This window comes from Aeromonas sp. SG16 (assembly GCF_024436135.1).
Classification (GTDB): domain Bacteria; phylum Pseudomonadota; class Gammaproteobacteria; order Enterobacterales; family Aeromonadaceae; genus Aeromonas; species Aeromonas jandaei.
The window spans coordinates 33,334-49,670 of sequence record NZ_JANFNW010000007.1 but is presented as its reverse complement, the minus strand read 5'-3'; the positions used below and the strand labels follow the sequence as shown (position 1 = coordinate 49,670).

The following is a 16,337-nucleotide window of genomic DNA, read 5'->3' as shown; positions in this document are numbered from 1 at the left end:
TCACGAGGTTACCGTGAACAAAGTCATACCTTTAACCATTCTGCTGGGCTTCACCCTGCCCGTGCTGGCGGCTCCGACTCTGGTCTCCGAGCAGGTCAAGGAGGAGGGCAAGCTCGCCATCCCTTATCAGATGTACAAGCTGGACAACGGCCTGACCGTCATTCTGGCGCCCGACAAATCCGATCCGCTGGTGCATCTCGACGTCACCTATCACGTCGGGTCGTCACGCGAGACGGTCGGCAAGTCCGGTTTTGCCCACTTCTTCGAGCACATGATGTTCCAGGGCTCCAGGCACGTCGGTGATCAGGAGCATATGCGGATCATCAACGAAGCCGGTGGTGACATGAACGGCACCACCAACAAGGACCGCACCAACTACTACGAAACCGTGCCGGCCAACCAGCTGGAGAAGGTACTGTGGCTGGAGGCCGACCGGATGGGCTTCCTGCTCGATGCGGTGAGCCAGAAGAAGTTCGAGATCCAGCGCGCCACCGTCAAGAACGAGCGGGCCCAGCGTATCGACAACCAGCCCTACGGTCTGGTGAGCGAGAAGGTGGGTGAGGCGCTCTATCCGCGCACTCACCCCTACTCCTGGCAGCCCATCGGCTATGTGGAGGATCTCGACCGGGTTGACGTCAACGACCTCAAGCAGTTCTTCCTGCGCTGGTATGGCCCCAACAACGCGACTCTGACTCTGGGCGGCGATTTTGATACCAAGCAGGCCCTCGACTGGATCGAGAAGTACTTTGGCTCCATCCCGCGTGGCCCGGAAGTGGCCGAGCCGACGCCAAAACCGGTTACCCTGCCCGAGACCCGCTACGTGACGCTGCAGGACAAGGTGCACCTGCCGCTGCTCTATATCAGCTATCCGACCGTGTCCCTTGGTGACCCGCAGGAGCCGGCACTCGATATGTTTGCCGACGTGCTCGGCGGCAGCGCCAGCTCCATGCTCTACCAGTCGCTGGTCAAGACCGGCAAGGCGATCGATGCGGGCGCCTCGCACTACTGTGAAGAGCTGGCCTGCACCCTGACCGTCTACGCCTACCCCAACCCGGCAGTGGATGGCAGCCTCAAGACCCTCAAGGCGGAGGTGGACAAGGTGATTGGCGAGTTCGCCCAGCGCGGCCTCAAGCCGGAGGATCTGGAGAAGGCGATCAACAGCTATCGCGCCTCGGCTATCTGGGGGCTCGACAGCGTCTCCGGCAAGGTGAGCCAGCTCGCCATGGGTCAGGTCTTTGCCCAGGATCCCAACTACGTCTTCAAGACCCTCGACGCCATCGGCAAGGTGACGCCGGAGCAGGTCAAAACCGCCTACGACCAGTTCATTGCCAACAAGCCGGCGGTGGTGCTGAGCGTGGTGCCCAAAGGCAAAGCCGAGTGGCAGGTCGCCACCCCGAATTTCACTCCGGCCAAACGCGAGCTGCCGGACTACAGCAAGCATGATCAGGCGCTGGCCGAGCGACCGGTAAAAGACAGTTTCGATCGCAGCGTACAGCCCAAGGCGGCCGATGCGGTGAGCGTCAAGGTGCCCGCCATCTGGCACGGCAAACTCGACAAGAACATCGAGATCATCGGCACCCGAAGTGACGAGCTCCCGGCGGTTTCCATCATGATCGCCCTGCCGGGCGGTATCCGGGCCGAGGAGAAGGGGCAGCTGGGGCTGGCCAATCTGACCGCCGCCATGATGGGGCAGGGGTCGGTACGCCTGACCGAGGGGCAGCTCAGCGACGAGCTGCAAAAGCTGGGCTCAAGCATCGATGTCTCCAGTGCCCAGTACAACACGCTGATCACCATCAGCTCGCTGGCCGACAAGTTGCCACAGACGCTGGCGCTGGTGCGCGAAGTGTTCGAGCGCCCCGGTATGCGGGAGGCGGACTTTGAGCGGGTCAAGGCGCAAATGCTGCAGGGGATGCAACAGGCCCAGCAGCAGCCTGAATGGCTGGCGGGACAGGCATTCCGCGAGCTGGTCTATGGCAAGAACAACCGCCTTGGCCAACCCTCCGACGGGGTACCTGCCGATGTGGCCAAGCTGACGCTGGCGGATGTGAAGCACTACTATCAGGCCTACTACAACCCCTCCAATGGCAAGGTTGTGGTGGCGGGCGATGTGAGCCAGAAGCTGATCGAAGAGCAGCTCGGCTTCCTGAGCGACTGGAAAGGGGCGACGCCGGCTCTGGGGGATCTCAAACTCAAGGGCAAGCAGGCCAAGCCGGGCATCTATCTGGTGGACAAACCGGGGGCGCCCCAGTCGGTGATCCGCATCGGCCGCCGTGCCATGCCGTTCGATACCACGGGTGACTACTTCACCGCCGGGCTGATGAACTTCAACCTGGGTGGCAACTTCAACAGCCGCATCAACCTCAACCTGCGTGAAGACAAGGGCTACACCTACGGTGCCAGCTCCGGCTTCTCCGCCAACCGCGAGGTGGGCACCTTCGCCACCGGTGCCAATGTGCGTACCGATGCGACCGTGGATGCCATTCGCCAGTTCCTCAAGGAGATGGACAACTACCGCAAGAGCGGCCCTACCCCGGTCGAGCTGGCCTATATGCGTAGCGCAGTTTCCCAGCAGGATGCCCTCTCTTACGAGACCTTGGGCCAGAAGGCGGGCTTCCTGCTGCAGATGGTGATGTATGATCTGAAACCGGACTATGTGCAGGCCCAGAACAACCTGATCAAGACGGTGTCGGCCGAGACGCTCAAGGCGAGTGCTGCCCGCTGGCTCAATCCGGCCGACATGGTGATCGTGGTGGTGGGAGACAAGCAAAAGCTTGAAAAACCCCTGAAGGAGCTTCATCTTCCCATCTATCCGCTGCAGTTGCCGTAACTGACGCTTTATAAAAATCAAGAGCCGCCCCGGATGGGGCGGCCTCACATGAGCCGTGAATATGACTACAACAAGCTTGTCACTCACCGAGTTGCTGACTGCGCTGGGATCTCCCGAGCGATTGACTGCTCTCAAGGGGATTCGGCGCGGGATCGAGCGTGAATGTCTGCGCATCACGCCGGATGGCCGACTCGCCCAGAGTGACCATCCCCGGTCGCTGGGCTCGGCCCTGACCCATCCCAACATCACCACCGACTACTCGGAGAGCCTGCTGGAGTTCATCACCCCGGCCACCGACTCCCTCGACAGCCTGATGGAGCAACTGGGTGACATCCATCACCATGTGATGCGTCATCTGGGTGACGAGCGGATCTGGCCGCTCTCCATGCCCTGCTTCGTTGGCGGTGAGGAGAGCATCCGGCTGGCCCAGTACGGCAGCTCCAACATCGGCAAAATGAAGACTCTCTACCGGCAGGGGTTGAAGAATCGCTACGGCAGTCTGATGCAGGTGATCGCCGGGGTACACTTCAACTTCTCCATGCCCGACAGCTTCTGGAGTGAGTGGCAGGATCTGGTGTGCGAAGGGTGCTGTAGCCAGCGCTTTATCTCCGACAAGTACATGGGGCTTATTCGCAACGTCTACCGCTTCGGCTGGCTGGTGCCCTACCTGTTTGGTGCCTCGCCGGCCATCTGCGAATCCTTCCTCAAAGGGCGCAAGAGCAACCTGCCGTTCGAGAAGACCGGCAAGGGCACCCTCTATCTGCCTTACGCCACCGCGCTGCGTCTCTCCGATCTGGGTTATACCAACAGCTCCCAGGCAGGGCTCAAGATCAGCCACGACAACCTGCCGGCCTATGTCAGCAGTCTGCGCCGCGCCATCAATACCCATGATCCCGAATTCGCCAAGATCGGGGTCAAGGTGAATGGCGAGTACCGCCAGCTCAACGACAACGTGCTGCAGCTGGAGAACGAGCTGTATGCCCCGATCCGGCCCAAGCGCACCCCGCGCAGCGGCGAGAAGCCGTCGGATGCGCTGGAGCAGCGCGGCATCGAGTACATCGAGCTGCGTACCGTTGACGTCAACCCCTTCACGCCGCTGGGGATCGACGCCGATCAAATCCGCTTCTTCGACCTGTTCCTGGTCTGGTGTCTGCTGCGCCCCTCTCCGGTGCTGAGCGAGGAGGAGATTGCCCGCAATCGCCGCAACCAGAGCAAGGTGGTGCTGGAGGGGCGTCGCCCCGGCCTGACGCTTGAAGATGAGCAGGGCAATGCTATTGGCCTCAAAGAGTACGGCCTCAAGCTGTTCGAGGAGCTGGCTCAGGTAGCCGACCTGCTGGATCGCTGCTGCGGTCGCAACCGCTACCGCGAGACGCTGGCGATGCATCGCGAGAAGCTGCTCGACCCCGAGCTCACCTACTCCGCCCGCATGCTCAAGGAGCTGCTGGAGAGCGGCAAGGACAATGGCTGCTACGGCGACAAGCTGGCGACCCGCTATCGCGAGGAGCTGCTGGCAGGCGAGCTGCAATATTGGGATGAGGCCTACTTTGCCGGTGAGGCGAAGGATTCGCTGGCCAAGCAGCGGGAGCGAGAGCGCAGCGACAGCGTGTCGTTCGATGACTTCCTGGCCGACTACTTCGGTACCAGCAAGAGCACTGCCTGACGGCAGACCAACAAAAAAGCCGCTCGATGAGCGGCTTTTTTGTTTCCGGAAACCCGAGCGGTATCAGACGTGGTTATACATCGCCTCGATTTCGCTCTGGTATTTAGCTTCGATGATCTTGCGGCGCAGCTTCATGGTGGGGGTGAGTTCACCCAGCTCCATGGAGAAGGCACTCGGCAGCAGGGTGAACTTCTTCACCTGCTCGAACTTGGCCAGCTCTTTTTGCAGATCGGCGATGCGTGATTCGAAGAACTCCACTACCCGGGAGTGGCGCAGCAGCTCGGTTTTGCACTGGTACTGCAGGTTGATGGAGCGGGCGTACTCCTCCAGCGACTCGAAGCAGGGCACGATCAGCGCAGAGACGAAATGGCGAGCATCGGCGACGATGGCGATCTGCTCGATGAAGCGATCCTTGCCGATGGTCCCCTCAACCAGTTGCGGCGCCACGTACTTGCCGTTGGAGGTCTTCATCAACTCTTTGAGACGCTCGGTGAAGTAGATGTTGCCTTCGCTGTCGAGCTCGGCGGCATCACCGGTGCGCAGGAAGCCATCTTCGGTCATCACCTCGGCGGTCGCTTCCGGCTTGTTGTAGTAGCCGCGCATCACGGTGGGGGAGCGCACCAGCAGTTCGTTGTTCTCACCCAGCTTCACTTCGATACCGTTCAACACAGTGCCGATGGAACCCAGCTTGAACTGCTGATCTTCGTAGCAGCAGACGGTGGCGGTGGTTTCGGTCATGCCGTAGCCGTACTTGAGGTTGAGCCCCATCGCCTGGAAGAAGAGGTTCACATCGTCAGCCAGACGGGCACCGGCTACCGGCAGGAAGCGGGTGCGACCGCCAAAGCGGGCGCGCAGTTTGCGAAACACCAGCCGCTCGGCAAGCCAGAGCTGGCCGTAGAGCAGGGGGGAGGCAGACTTGCCAGCCTGACGGGTGGCGACCATCTGCTTGCCGACCCGGGTGGCCCAGCCAAACAGGGCCTGACGCAGGCGCGGAGCCTGGGCTACCCGGGCCTGGATCATGGCGTAGGCCTTCTCGTAGAGGCGCGGCACGGCGCACATCACGGTCGGCTGCACGTCGCCAATCACATCCATCACCTTCTGCGGATCGCGGATGTAGACGTTCTCGGCACCGCAATAGAGCACGTAGTAGCTCCAGGCGCGCTCGAACACGTGGCTGAGCGGCAGCATGCAGAGCGACACATCCTGCTCGTTCAGATCGAGGCGGCTGTTGTGCATCTCGAAGCAGGCGGCGATGTTGGCGAAATCGAGCATCACCCCTTTGGGCTCGCCGGTGGTGCCGGAGGTGTAGATCAGGGTCAGCAGATCGTCCATCCTGTACTGGCTCTCCCGTACCCGCAGCTCCTGCTCGCTGGGCTGATGGTTGCCGGAGACCAGAAACTCCTGAAAGTGGCTCGCTTGCGCGCAGCCGCGCAGGTTGACGCTGCCGTCGAGGGCGACGATCTGGCGGATCTCGCCGCTTTCAATCAGTTGCAGTGCCTGATCAAACTGGGGCTGCTCGCCGACAAACAGCAGGCCGATGTTGGCATCGCGCACGATATAGCGCAGCTGATCGAGGGTACTGGTGGGGTAGATGGGGACGCTGACGCCGCGTGCGGCGAGGATGCCGAGATCTGCCTGGGTCCACTCCGGCATGTTGCGCGAATAGATGCCGACCATTTCGGTGGGCTGGTGTCCGGCGCGGATCAGGGCCTGGGCACAGTAGTCCATGGCCTGACCCAGAGTGCGCCAGCCGATGGCACGCCATTGACCATCCTGCTGAACGCGCAGGGCTGCCTTGTTGCCAAGCCGGGCAATACGCTCGCGCATCAATTGAACCAGATGAAGCTTCGGCATCAATCAAACATCCTTTCGTTACAGTTGTACGCCCACGAGGGCACTAAAAAGCGGGCTAGAGTTTAAACTCCAATATTACAGCTTACAAGTGTTCGCCGTTTGTTCTGGATCACAAAGAGGGCAAATAGCCCATCTTCTGCACAGTGCGAGCGGCCTGGTTGAGACCGGAACCGACGCCAGAGGCAGAAGCTCGGAAGGCAAGGGGAGTGGGCAAGCGAAGGGGAGCGGGAAATGGGGGAGGTGAGAGGAGGGCTTGGTTCCCTCCTCGTTCAGTCACTATGTTGGTGGGGCTTTATTGCCGGGATCAGCCGAAGTCGAACAGGCGCGACATCAACACGGCGTCTTCCCGATCCTGGCCGGTACCATAGTAGTCGGCGCGGCGGCAATACTCGGCAAAACCGGCGCTCTCGTAAAGATTGATGGCGGTCTGGTTACCGGCGCGCACCTCGAGGAACCAGGCCTGCGCCCCGCTCTGCTTGCTGTGCGCGAGGTAGTGCTGCAACAGCGCCCGGCCCAGCCCCTTGCCCTGAAAAGCGGGGTGGACGCAGATGTTCATCAGCGAGCTGTCGCCCGCCACCAGATCCGAGATATAGAAGCCCGCGGGCTTGCCATCGACCAGCATCAGGGTGTTGAGGTAGCGGGGGCCAAAGCAGGAGAGCAGGTTGGCCTGACTCCAGGGCTCCTTGTGGGCGGCCTGTTCGATGGGATAGACGAGGTCGAAGTCGGCTTCGAGCAGGGGGCGAAACTCAGGCATGGTAGCTCCGTGGGATAACGTCAAAGCCCGCAGCGACGGGCATGGGATTGGGTCAGGCTGTCCGGGCTGCGAGATGTGGCTGCAACTGTTGCCACAGTGCCCGCTTTTCGGCACTGCCGGGGGCGAGCGGGCAGACGAGGGCATCGGGCCAGCGGGAATCGGCCTCGGTCAGCCAGAGCAGCGGTGACGGCTCTTGTTGCAGCCAGTGCGCCTCCGGGGGCGTGCTCAGCAGCATGACCTCATCGGTTCTGATGGCGAGCAGCTGACAGATATCCTCCAGCAGTGTCGCAACGGGCAGCGCCTGAGCCAGCAGCCAGAGCTTGCCGGCAGGGCGAGGAGCCTGTGGGATAGCCTCTTGCGGCGATTCCGTACTGGCTACTTCTGCCTCTTCGGCAGGGGCGACACCCAGCATGGCCGGACGACGCAGCTGCCAGCTCTGAATGCCCATGCGGGCCAGCATGCTTTGACGTACGGGGTCTATCATGGGTGAGTCACTCTCTTGGCTGCATTGGGGAAAATCGTGCCGGCAGGGTACACGCGAACGGGTTGCTCTGCACCCTTTGCGGCCCTCTGCGGGGGTTATCCGGTTTTTTTCCTGTCAGAGTCGGGTATTCTGGCGAAATAAGACCGGATAAATATCATAACAAGAGAAACCCCAAGGACGAACAGGTGACCCTCACCCCTTGGGCTTATCATCATCCCAGCCTGGAATTGTCTCTATGTCGCCTTTAGCTCAAGCCACGAACTCTGCGCGTGCCATTCCCATTCAGGAGCGCCTGCCTCGCCTGCTGGCCGCCTTGGGGGAGGGGCTCTATGAACGGCAGGATGCCCTGCGTCTCGGTTTGCTTGCTGCACTAAGTGGCGAGAGCGTGTTTCTGCTGGGCCCCCCCGGCATCGCCAAGAGTCTGATTGCCCGCCGCCTCAAGCTGGCGTTTTTTGAGGCGCGCCACTTCGAATACCTGATGACCCGCTTCAGTACGCCGGAGGAGGTGTTCGGCCCCCTCTCCATTCAGGCGCTGAAGGAGGATGGCAAATATCTGCGCCTCACCGCCGGCTACCTGCCCGAGGCCGAGGTGGTATTCCTCGACGAGATCTGGAAGGCGGGCCCCGCCATCCTCAACACCCTGCTCACCGCCATCAACGAGCGGCAGTTTCGCAACGGCGACAGCCAGCACCCCATTCCGATGCGGCTGCTGGTAACCGCCTCCAACGAGCTGCCAGCCCCCGACAGTGGGCTGGAAGCGCTCTATGACCGGATGCTGGTGCGGATCTGGATGGATCGGGTGCAGGAGAAGTCCAACTTTCAGGCGATGCTAGCCAGCGATGGTCACTCGCACCACAACCTGCCCGCTTCGTTGCAGATCCGCGGCGACGAGTACGAGCAGTGGCAGGGCGAGATTGAACAGGTGCGGTTGCCGGATGCCTGCTTCGAGCTTATCTATCAACTGCGTCAGCAGCTCGACAGCCAGCTGGCGTACCGCTGCTATGTGTCGGATCGGCGCTGGAAGAAGGCGGTACGGCTGATCAAGGCGAGTGCCTTCTTCAATGGGCGCGACGAGGTGGCCCCTCTCGATTTGTTGCTGTTCAAGGATTGCCTCTGGCATGACGAAGAGTCCCGCACTGCCCTGCTGGAGATGATGACCGAGTTCTCCCGCCTCTATGGCTATCAGCAGCTGGCGATGACCCGCCAGCTGCTGGCCCTGCGCGACCAGTTCAAGCAGCTCAAACAGAGCGTGGCCCAGCGCCTCTGCTGCAAGGCTCGGCAGCGCAAGCAGTGGTTTGGCCGCCGCGCCCGAGGGATCGAGATCCCGCTCGCCAATGCCAGGCCCTTTGGCAAGCAGGTGCACTTCCATCTGCTTACGCCAGCACCTCTGGATGGTAGTGATCCCGAGCGGCTGACCGATACCCTGATGTTTGATCGTACCCTCCTTTCTCACTGGCGCCCCACCGGCGAGGCGCTGGTCGGCCATCCGCTCGGCAACCCGAAAGAGGGGCACTACGAACTGGTGCTCGACGACGAGCTGCGGCTGCAGGTGCTCGATATCCAGCGTCAGCAGATCCCGCTGGTACTGGTGGAACGCAGCGCCATCCCCGAGGTGGTGCTGGAGCCCTGGTTGCAGGCGCTCGACGAGTTGCAGAGCCAGACCGGCAAGGTGCAGCAGGATCTCAAGCAGCAGCGCAGCCTGTTTGAACGTCATCAGCAGCACCTCTTTATCGCCTCGCGCTGGCTGCAGCAGGTGGAAGACAGCTTCTTCGTGCTGGGACGGGATCTCGAGCTGCTGCGTAGCGAATTGGCGCAGTGGCGCGAGCGGTTGCCGCGACTGGACGGCTAAGGGGCAGATTATGCTTGAGATCGGCATGCTGGATCTGGGACTGCTGATGGGTGAGGGGGAGCTAGCGGGAGAGGTGGTGGCGCTGCTGGCAGCCTCGCCCAAGATTTCCGAGTTCATCAAGCGCTCCCCGCTACAGGGCAAGTTGTTGAAAAAGCGCCTGCAAAGTTGGGGCGAGCAGCTGGGGGAGGAGATCCGTCATAAACCGGTGCCGGTGGCGCTGGAGCAGGAGTACCTGCTCTATCAGGCCCATCGGCAACTGCCGATGACCGAGCTGGTTGGTCGTCTGCCAAGCCTGCTGGAGTCGCTGGAGCAGTACAGCCCCTTTGCCGGTGAGGCGCGATCCTTGGTGCGCCAGCTGATGGCTCACCCCACCGAGGGGTTGTGCCAGCTCTTTATCGACAAGTGGCGCGCCAGTCTGGTGGGTAGCCTGCTGCAGCTACAGCAGCAGATCGCCGAGGCGGAGCGGGAGAAGCAGCGTCAGGAGATTGAGGATCAGCTGCTGGCGAGCCGTACCCTGGCCGATGCCCTCGACCCCAACAAGATCTCCGCCGGTGGTCTGTGGGATCTGGCGCAGGGGAGCTGGCACAAGCGCAGCCTGGTGCTGGTCAAGCAGTATGCCCGCATGTTGCAGCGTGAGCCGCTGCTGGCGGAGATTGCCGGTCTGCTCGGGCGCAGCGAGCGGGATCGGCGGGCGCAAGAGCAGCCGGTGCCGCCGGTCGAGGTGCTGGAGCTGGAACCGGCACCCAGCGACGATGTGCCGGACGATCTGGTGGGCATTCATCAGGCGAGCGACCTGATGCGGCTGCTGCCAAGCGAGGCGGTGATGCTGGGCTTACCCGAACTGGAGCTGGAGTTCTACCGTCGCTATCTGGAGCGGCGCCTGCTCAGCTATCAGTCGCGGGGTACCCTGCCGCGCCAGCGCATCATGCTGCGCACCCCGGAGCAGGGGGGTAAGCAGCTTCAGCCGCGCGGCCCCTTTATCGTCTGCGTCGATACCTCCGGTTCCATGGGCGGATATCCGGAAGAGTGCGCCAAGGCGCTGTTTCTGGCCCTGCTGCGGGTGGCGATGGACGAGAAGCGCGGTTGCTATCTGATGCTCTTCTCCACCGAGGTGGCGACCCTCGAGATCACCGCCGATACCGGACTGGAGAAGGCGGAGCGCTTCCTCTCCATGAGTTTTCACGGCGGTACCGATCTGGTGCCCTGCCTCGAGAAGGCACTGGCCAAGCTCGATGATCCCGCCTTTGCCAAGGCGGACGTGCTGGTCATCTCCGACTTTATCGCCCAGAGCCTGCCCCACGCCCTGCTCGATCAGATGAACCGCTATCGTCAGCGCCAGACCCGTTTTCATGCGGTGGCCTTGTCCCGTCACGCCAAGCAGGCGCTGCTGCGGGTGTTCGACAACAGCTGGTTGCTCGATTGTGGCCTGCGCGGCCGCTTGCTACGACGCTGGCAACAGCACTGAGCCGACGTCTTGCCAAGTCATAATCCACTTGAGGCTGCCTTTAGCTGATTGATATGGCGCGTTGTTTGGTTCCTGTCAGTGGTTGCTGTACGTTGTGGGATGAGCAGTTATGATGTGCTGCACAATGGCTGTGTTCTCTGACTGGAGAAGTGACCCCGCATGATACGTTTCCTCGCCCTGCTCTTGCTGACCGCGCTTTGCAGTAGCTCTGTATGGGCTGCCAGAGAGCCGCTTGCCGAGCCAAAACTCTCCCGAGAGCTGCAACAGCTGGAGGAGGGGAGTCACAGCGAGCGTGTTTTTCGGCTGCGTGTTGCCGTGCTTGCAGCAAACTATGATGCCTATCCACCGGATGTGCAGGGGCGCATCGTGCGCCTGCAGTGCTGGGCCATGCCAGCCGAGCGGGATGGCGAATATCGCCGGGTGGTGGAGTTTGCCGACAAGGCTCTGCAGCGAGCCCGTGAGCGCAAGGATGGCCTCACTGAAGCTGGGCTGCTCACCTGCCGCGGCTTTCATCAGCAGTTGCTGGGCAATATGAAGCAGGCCAAGGCCGATTACGAACAGGCACTGCAACTGGCGCGCAATCTGGGTGACAGGTTGCAGGAGGCGGACATCCTCAGTCAGCGCGGTGACATGTATGCCTATCAGGGCAAGCTGGCGGAAGGGCTGCAAGAGCTGATGGAGGCTCACCGCGGTTATGAAGCTCTGGGGCTGGATGGCAAGGCGAGGGAGACGCTGGGTCACATTGCCAATGCCTATCGCAGGATGGGGCTCTATGAGCGGGCCGAGAGCTACTTCAAGGAGCTGGAGAAGGAGTACGAAAAAGAGGGGGAGGAGGAGCGCCAGATCAGTATCATCTCCCAGCAGGGGGTGCTTTACAGCGAGACGGGGGAGTATGCGCGGGCGCGTCCGCTGCTGGAACAGGCGGAGCAGTTCTACCGGAAACAGCAGCAGGATGGCTTTCTAGCCTGGAGCCAGATTGAGCTGGCCACCATCCTCCACTATCAGGGCAAGGGCGATCAGGCCATGGCCAAGCTGCAGCAGGCCGAGGCGATTCTGCTCCGTAGTAGCGATATAGACAGCGTCACCCAGGGGCACTGGCAACTGGTGATGGGGATGGTGCTGGAGACGCAGGGCAAGCTATCCGAGGCGCTTGCCAGCCTTGCCAGAGCCGAGCCCATCTTCGTCAAAGAGAACAATCAGCGCTTTTTGACCCGGCTCTACGAGGTGCGTTCGCGGATCTTCGAGTCGAAGGGGCAGATTAAAGAGGCGCTGGCCAATCTGAAGCTCTATGTCAAAACCCGCACGGCGGTCGAGAAGGTGCTGATGGAACAGCGGACTCTGCAGATGCGCTTCGAGTTCGACATGGCACGCAAGGAGTTGGCCCACCAGACCCTCAAGACCAAACAGCTGTTGCAGGAGGCCGAACTCCAGCAACTGCGCGAGCGTCGCTACTGGCAGTATCTGGTGGTCTCGCTGCTGCTGGTGCTGATGGGGATCGCTGTCTTCTATCTGCATCGCCGCTCCCGCAAGATGCACCATCTGGCGATGACCGACGAACTGACCGGCATCCATAACCGCCGCCAGATCCAGAAGCTGGGGGAGGAGTCCTTTCAGCAGTCGCGAAGCAGTGGCAAGCCATTTAGCGTGCTGCTGCTCGATATCGATCACTTCAAACAGGTCAATGACCAGCTGGGCCATCATGTTGGCGACAGCGTGCTGGTGGCGGTCGCCAGCAGTGCCGAAGGGCAGCTGCGCTCGCTCGATCGGATAGGACGCAACGGTGGCGAGGAGTTTCTGGTGCTGCTGCCTGACACGGGTCTTGATGAGGCTGTCGAGGTGGCGGAGCGGATCCGTTATCACGTCTCTTTGCTGAAGGTTGATGGCGTACCGGAAGGGCATGCCATCCATGTCAGTATCGGTTGTGCCGAGTTGAGCTCCCTCGACGAGACATTGAGTGACCTGATCAAGCGTGCTGATGGCGCCATGTATCGGGCCAAGCAGGCAGGACGCAATCTGGTGATGCGGGCAGAGTAGTTCGCCCGCATTCTCATCCATCCTCTGAGCGGATTATCCGGCTGCTGAATTCCCCAAGCCGGACTGGGTATTTTTCACCCGTGCGGGTATAATGTCGCGCAATTTTGCTTTGACTCAGGCGAGAAGACCCATGTAACGCAACCCTCTTCCTCTCACCACCGACAGACCCTATGTCTGCCCGAGTGGCCCGTTGCGTATCCATGCCGGACCGTGAGTCAATGCGACATCCCGGAATTACTCCCACGGTGGCCAAGGCCGCCGCCCAATAGAAGAACGTTGAATTATGTCAGCTGAATTTCTGAGTGAAGTCTCCAAGAGACGCACTTTTGCGATCATTTCGCACCCGGATGCGGGTAAAACCACCATCACTGAAAAAGTCCTGCTGTTCGGACAGGCCATTCAGCGCGCCGGTACTGTCAAGGGCCGTGGCTCGGGCCAGCATGCCAAATCCGACTGGATGGAGATGGAGAAGCAGCGTGGTATCTCCATCACCACCTCGGTGATGCAGTTCCCCTATGCCGACTGTCTGGTCAACCTGCTCGACACCCCGGGTCACGAGGACTTCTCCGAAGATACTTACCGTACCCTGACGGCGGTCGACTGCTGCCTGATGGTCATCGACGCCGCCAAGGGTGTTGAAGACCGAACTCGCAAGCTGATGGAAGTGACCCGTCTGCGTGATACCCCCATCCTCACCTTCATGAACAAGCTGGACCGCGAAGTGCGCGATCCGATGGAAGTGATGGACGAGGTGGAGCGCGAGCTGAAGATCATGTGCGCCCCCATCACCTGGCCCATCGGCTGTGGCAAATCCTTCAAGGGTGTTTACCACCTCTACAAGGATGAGACCTATCTGTATCAGACCGGTCAGGGCCACACCATCCAGGAGAAGCGGGTGGTCAAGGGGCTGAACAACCCGGATCTGGATGCCGCCGTCGGCGAAGATCTGGCCCAGCAGCTGCGTGACGAGCTGGAGCTGGTGCAGGGCGCCTCTCCCGAGTTCGATCACGACGCCTTTATCGCTGGCGAGATGACCCCGGTCTTCTTCGGTACCGCACTGGGTAACTTCGGTGTTGATCACATGCTGGATGGCCTGACCGACTGGGCGCCGGCACCCATGCCGCGCAAGGCCGAGAGCCGTGAAGTGGTAGCGACCGAGGAGAAGTTCTCCGGCTTCGTGTTCAAGATCCAGGCAAACATGGATCCGAAACACCGCGACCGTATCGCCTTTATGCGTATCGTATCAGGCACCTACAGCAAGGGCATGAAGATGCGCCACGTGCGCATCGGCAAGGATGTGAACATCTCCGACGCCGTGACCTTTATGGCTGGTGACCGTGAGCAGGCGGAAGACGCCTTCGCCGGCGACATCATCGGTCTGCACAACCACGGCACCATCCAGATCGGCGACACCTTCACTCAGGGTGAAGATCTCAAGTTCACCGGTATCCCGAACTTTGCACCGGAACTGTTCCGCCGCATCCGCCTGCGCGATCCGCTCAAGCAGAAGCAGCTGCTCAAGGGGCTGGTCCAGCTCTCCGAAGAGGGCGCGGTACAGGTGTTCCGTCCGCTTATCAGTAACGATCTCATCGTCGGCGCAGTCGGTGTGCTGCAGTTTGACGTGGTGGTTTCTCGTCTGAAGAGCGAGTACAACGTCGAGGCTATCTACGAGGCGGTCAACGTCTCCACCGCCCGCTGGGTGGAAGGGACTGACGTCAAGAAGTTCGAAGAGTTCAAGCGCAAGAACGAGGTCAACCTGGCTCTCGATGGCGGTGACAACCTCACCTACATCGCGCCGACCATGGTCAACCTGCGCCTGGCTCAGGAGCGCCATCCGGACGTGGAGTTCCGTCAGACTCGCGAGCACTGATAAGGGCTTGCCTTATCGGCAGACACGATAAAAAAGACCCCGCTTCGGCGGGGTCTTTTTATTGATGTTCCAAGGCGTCGTCTGGCGTGGGCTCTCAAAAGGTGCGCAGCAAACGGGCCGGATTGCCGGCATAGGTGCCGGGGATCTCTATATCCCGGGTGACGACGGCTCCGGCACCAATGACGACGCCCCGGCAGATGCGGACCGGCAAAATGGTGGCATTGGAACCGATGCAGACCTCATCCTCAATGACGGTTCGGCCCCAGTGGGCCGAGTCCGGATCGGGAGAGCCCTGCTTGAAGAGATCGTTGGCAAACATCACCCCATGACCGATAAAGCACCCTTCACCTATGGTGACGTGCTCGCAGATAAAGGTGTGCGACTGGACTCTGGTTGCTCGGCCAATGGTGACGTTGGCCTGCACTTCCACGAAGGGGCCGATAAAGACATCGTCGGCCAGAGTACAGCCGTAGAGATTGACGGGCTCAACCAGTTTCACCCGCTCGCCGAAACTGACATCGCAAATGCCAACGGTGTGCCGTGTCGGCTCATTCATAATGCGCCTCTCTGTTCCAGATCGAGCAGCATGCAGATTTCGCAATCCCCGTGGCCGGTGCAGCCAAGGGGGCCGGGCAGATGCTCAAACCCGAGGGATTCGTAGAGGCTGGTCGCCTCGCGCAGTACTTCGGTGGTCTCCAGATAGCAGCGCCGATAGCCAAGGGCGCACGCCTCGTCCAGCGCCTGCAATACCAGCCGCTTGCCCAGACCAAGACCACGCAGGGCAGGCAGGAAGTACATCTTCTGCAATTCGCACACATTCTCCTCGCCAGCCAGCGGCGCTATGCCACCGCCACCGAGAATGGAACCATCCGGCCCCTCGATGACCCAGTAGCGGCTCGCCTCCTCCTGATAGGTTTGATAGAGCCTGTCCAGATTGGGATCCGAGACGCCATATCCCTTGTCGGCGGTGAGCCCGTACTCCGCCGAGACGGTGCGGATAACGGTCGCGATGTGGGGATTGTCTGCTTCTGTGATAGGGCGAATATGGTAGCCCTGCTGGCGGCGAGCGCGGGAGAGGGCGCTGCGGTAGAGCAGCATGCCGCTCCACAGCTGTTCGCGCTCGGATTGGCTCAGCTGCGCCAGCATCTCCTCCATGGCGTGATCCATCTCCCGATGCAGCGTCAGCAGCGTCGCCTGACCTTCGGCTGTGAGGCGGGCCTCCTTGCTGCGGCCATCGGAGGGGTGGGGATGCCAGCTGATAAGGTCGCGCTCGGCCAGGCGGGCCAGCGGTCGGCTGGCATTGGATTTGTCGATGCGCAGTTTCTCGGCCAGTTGCTGGTTGGTGGCCGGTGCGCTCTCCAGCTCGATCAGCAGGTGTGCTTCGATGGGAGTGAGTGCAAGCTGGCCACAGTGCTGGGAGAGCATGCCAAGTTCACGAACCAGATCGCGCGACAGGGCGCGCAGGGGACGGGGATCCATGTCGGGATTTCCTGTTTAGTTGTACCTGACAACTAAAATAGTCAAAAAGTTGTAATGCGCA

11 protein-coding genes are annotated in these 16,337 nt (G+C 61.1%); 6 read left to right on the top strand and 5 right to left on the bottom strand.

The features are described 5' to 3' along the window. Window positions 1-13: 13 nt before the first annotated feature. Complete coding sequence (locus NOM67_RS15795; protein WP_255938631.1) at window positions 14-2,827, top strand: pitrilysin family protein; 2,814 nt, start codon at window positions 14-16, stop codon at window positions 2,825-2,827. 61 nt (window positions 2,828-2,888) lie between these two features. Beyond that, a complete protein-coding gene (gene gshA, locus NOM67_RS15790; protein ID WP_255938630.1) occupies window positions 2,889-4,487 on the top strand; it encodes a glutamate--cysteine ligase in 1,599 nt (532 codons plus the stop codon). Between the two features lie 63 nt (window positions 4,488-4,550). Here gshA and NOM67_RS15785 read toward each other — a convergent pair whose 3' ends face one another. From NOM67_RS15785 to NOM67_RS15775, 3 genes are all read right to left on the bottom strand, one after another. Beyond that, the gene (locus NOM67_RS15785) at window positions 4,551-6,341 is read right to left on the bottom strand and encodes a long-chain fatty acid--CoA ligase (protein WP_185227776.1); all 1,791 of its coding nucleotides are present in this window, start codon (window positions 6,339-6,341) and stop codon (window positions 4,551-4,553) included. Window positions 6,342-6,645: 304 nt separating this feature from the next. Next, window positions 6,646-7,095 (bottom strand): ribosomal protein S18-alanine N-acetyltransferase, encoded by a 450-nt coding sequence (gene rimI / locus NOM67_RS15780; protein WP_071913622.1) that lies wholly within the window; start codon window positions 7,093-7,095, stop codon window positions 6,646-6,648. 52 nt (window positions 7,096-7,147) lie between these two features. Then, window positions 7,148-7,579, bottom strand: coding sequence for a DNA polymerase III subunit psi (locus NOM67_RS15775; protein WP_255938627.1), 432 nt, complete (start codon window positions 7,577-7,579; stop codon window positions 7,148-7,150). 235 nt (window positions 7,580-7,814) lie between these two features. On the opposite strand from NOM67_RS15775, the gene NOM67_RS15770 reads away from it, so the two are divergent. The 4 genes from NOM67_RS15770 (at window position 7,815) to prfC (ending at window position 14,797) form a co-directional block, all read left to right on the top strand. Beyond that, window positions 7,815-9,428 carry an ATPase RavA domain-containing protein gene (locus NOM67_RS15770; protein ID WP_255938624.1) on the top strand — a complete coding sequence of 538 codons (1,614 nt, stop codon included), beginning with the start codon at window positions 7,815-7,817 and terminating at the stop codon, window positions 9,426-9,428. 10 nt (window positions 9,429-9,438) lie between these two features. Beyond that, complete coding sequence (gene viaA, locus NOM67_RS15765; protein WP_255938621.1) at window positions 9,439-10,893, top strand: ATPase RavA stimulator ViaA; 1,455 nt, start codon at window positions 9,439-9,441, stop codon at window positions 10,891-10,893. Between the two features lie 159 nt (window positions 10,894-11,052). Then, window positions 11,053-12,927 carry a diguanylate cyclase gene (locus tag NOM67_RS15760; RefSeq protein ID WP_255938618.1) on the top strand — a complete coding sequence of 625 codons (1,875 nt, stop codon included), beginning with the start codon at window positions 11,053-11,055 and terminating at the stop codon, window positions 12,925-12,927. A 283-nt stretch (window positions 12,928-13,210) separates the two neighbouring features. Beyond that, on the top strand, window positions 13,211-14,797 hold the full coding sequence (gene prfC / locus NOM67_RS15755) for a peptide chain release factor 3 (protein ID WP_043851149.1): 1,587 nt from the start codon (window positions 13,211-13,213) through the stop codon (window positions 14,795-14,797). Window positions 14,798-14,891: 94 nt separating this feature from the next. On the opposite strand, the gene NOM67_RS15750 is transcribed toward prfC, so the two are convergent. Together NOM67_RS15750 and NOM67_RS15745 are read right to left on the bottom strand one after the other, a co-directional pair. Further along, window positions 14,892-15,353, bottom strand: coding sequence for an acyltransferase (locus NOM67_RS15750; protein WP_255938615.1), 462 nt, complete (start codon window positions 15,351-15,353; stop codon window positions 14,892-14,894). Next, window positions 15,350-16,276: a bifunctional helix-turn-helix transcriptional regulator/GNAT family N-acetyltransferase gene (locus NOM67_RS15745; RefSeq protein WP_255938612.1), complete on the bottom strand. Its 927-nt coding sequence runs from the start codon at window positions 16,274-16,276 to the stop codon at window positions 15,350-15,352. Before NOM67_RS15745 ends, NOM67_RS15750 begins: the two co-directional genes overlap by 4 nt. Between the last annotated feature and the right edge of the window lie 61 nt (window positions 16,277-16,337).

Coding starts and splice junctions, on each gene's coding strand:
- NOM67_RS15760 (WP_255938618.1), top strand. CDS start 11,053: ATGATACGTTTCCTCGCCCTGCTCTTGCTGACCGCGCTTTGCAGTAGC.
- NOM67_RS15770 (WP_255938624.1), top strand. CDS start 7,815: ATGTCGCCTTTAGCTCAAGCCACGAACTCTGCGCGTGCCATTCCCATT.
- NOM67_RS15750 (WP_255938615.1), bottom strand. CDS start 15,353: ATGAATGAGCCGACACGGCACACCGTTGGCATTTGCGATGTCAGTTTC.
- NOM67_RS15745 (WP_255938612.1), bottom strand. CDS start 16,276: ATGGATCCCCGTCCCCTGCGCGCCCTGTCGCGCGATCTGGTTCGTGAA.
- prfC (WP_043851149.1), top strand. CDS start 13,211: ATGTCAGCTGAATTTCTGAGTGAAGTCTCCAAGAGACGCACTTTTGCG.
- rimI (WP_071913622.1), bottom strand. CDS start 7,095: ATGCCTGAGTTTCGCCCCCTGCTCGAAGCCGACTTCGACCTCGTCTAT.
- viaA (WP_255938621.1), top strand. CDS start 9,439: ATGCTTGAGATCGGCATGCTGGATCTGGGACTGCTGATGGGTGAGGGG.
- NOM67_RS15775 (WP_255938627.1), bottom strand. CDS start 7,579: ATGATAGACCCCGTACGTCAAAGCATGCTGGCCCGCATGGGCATTCAG.
- NOM67_RS15785 (WP_185227776.1), bottom strand. CDS start 6,341: ATGCCGAAGCTTCATCTGGTTCAATTGATGCGCGAGCGTATTGCCCGG.
- gshA (WP_255938630.1), top strand. CDS start 2,889: ATGACTACAACAAGCTTGTCACTCACCGAGTTGCTGACTGCGCTGGGA.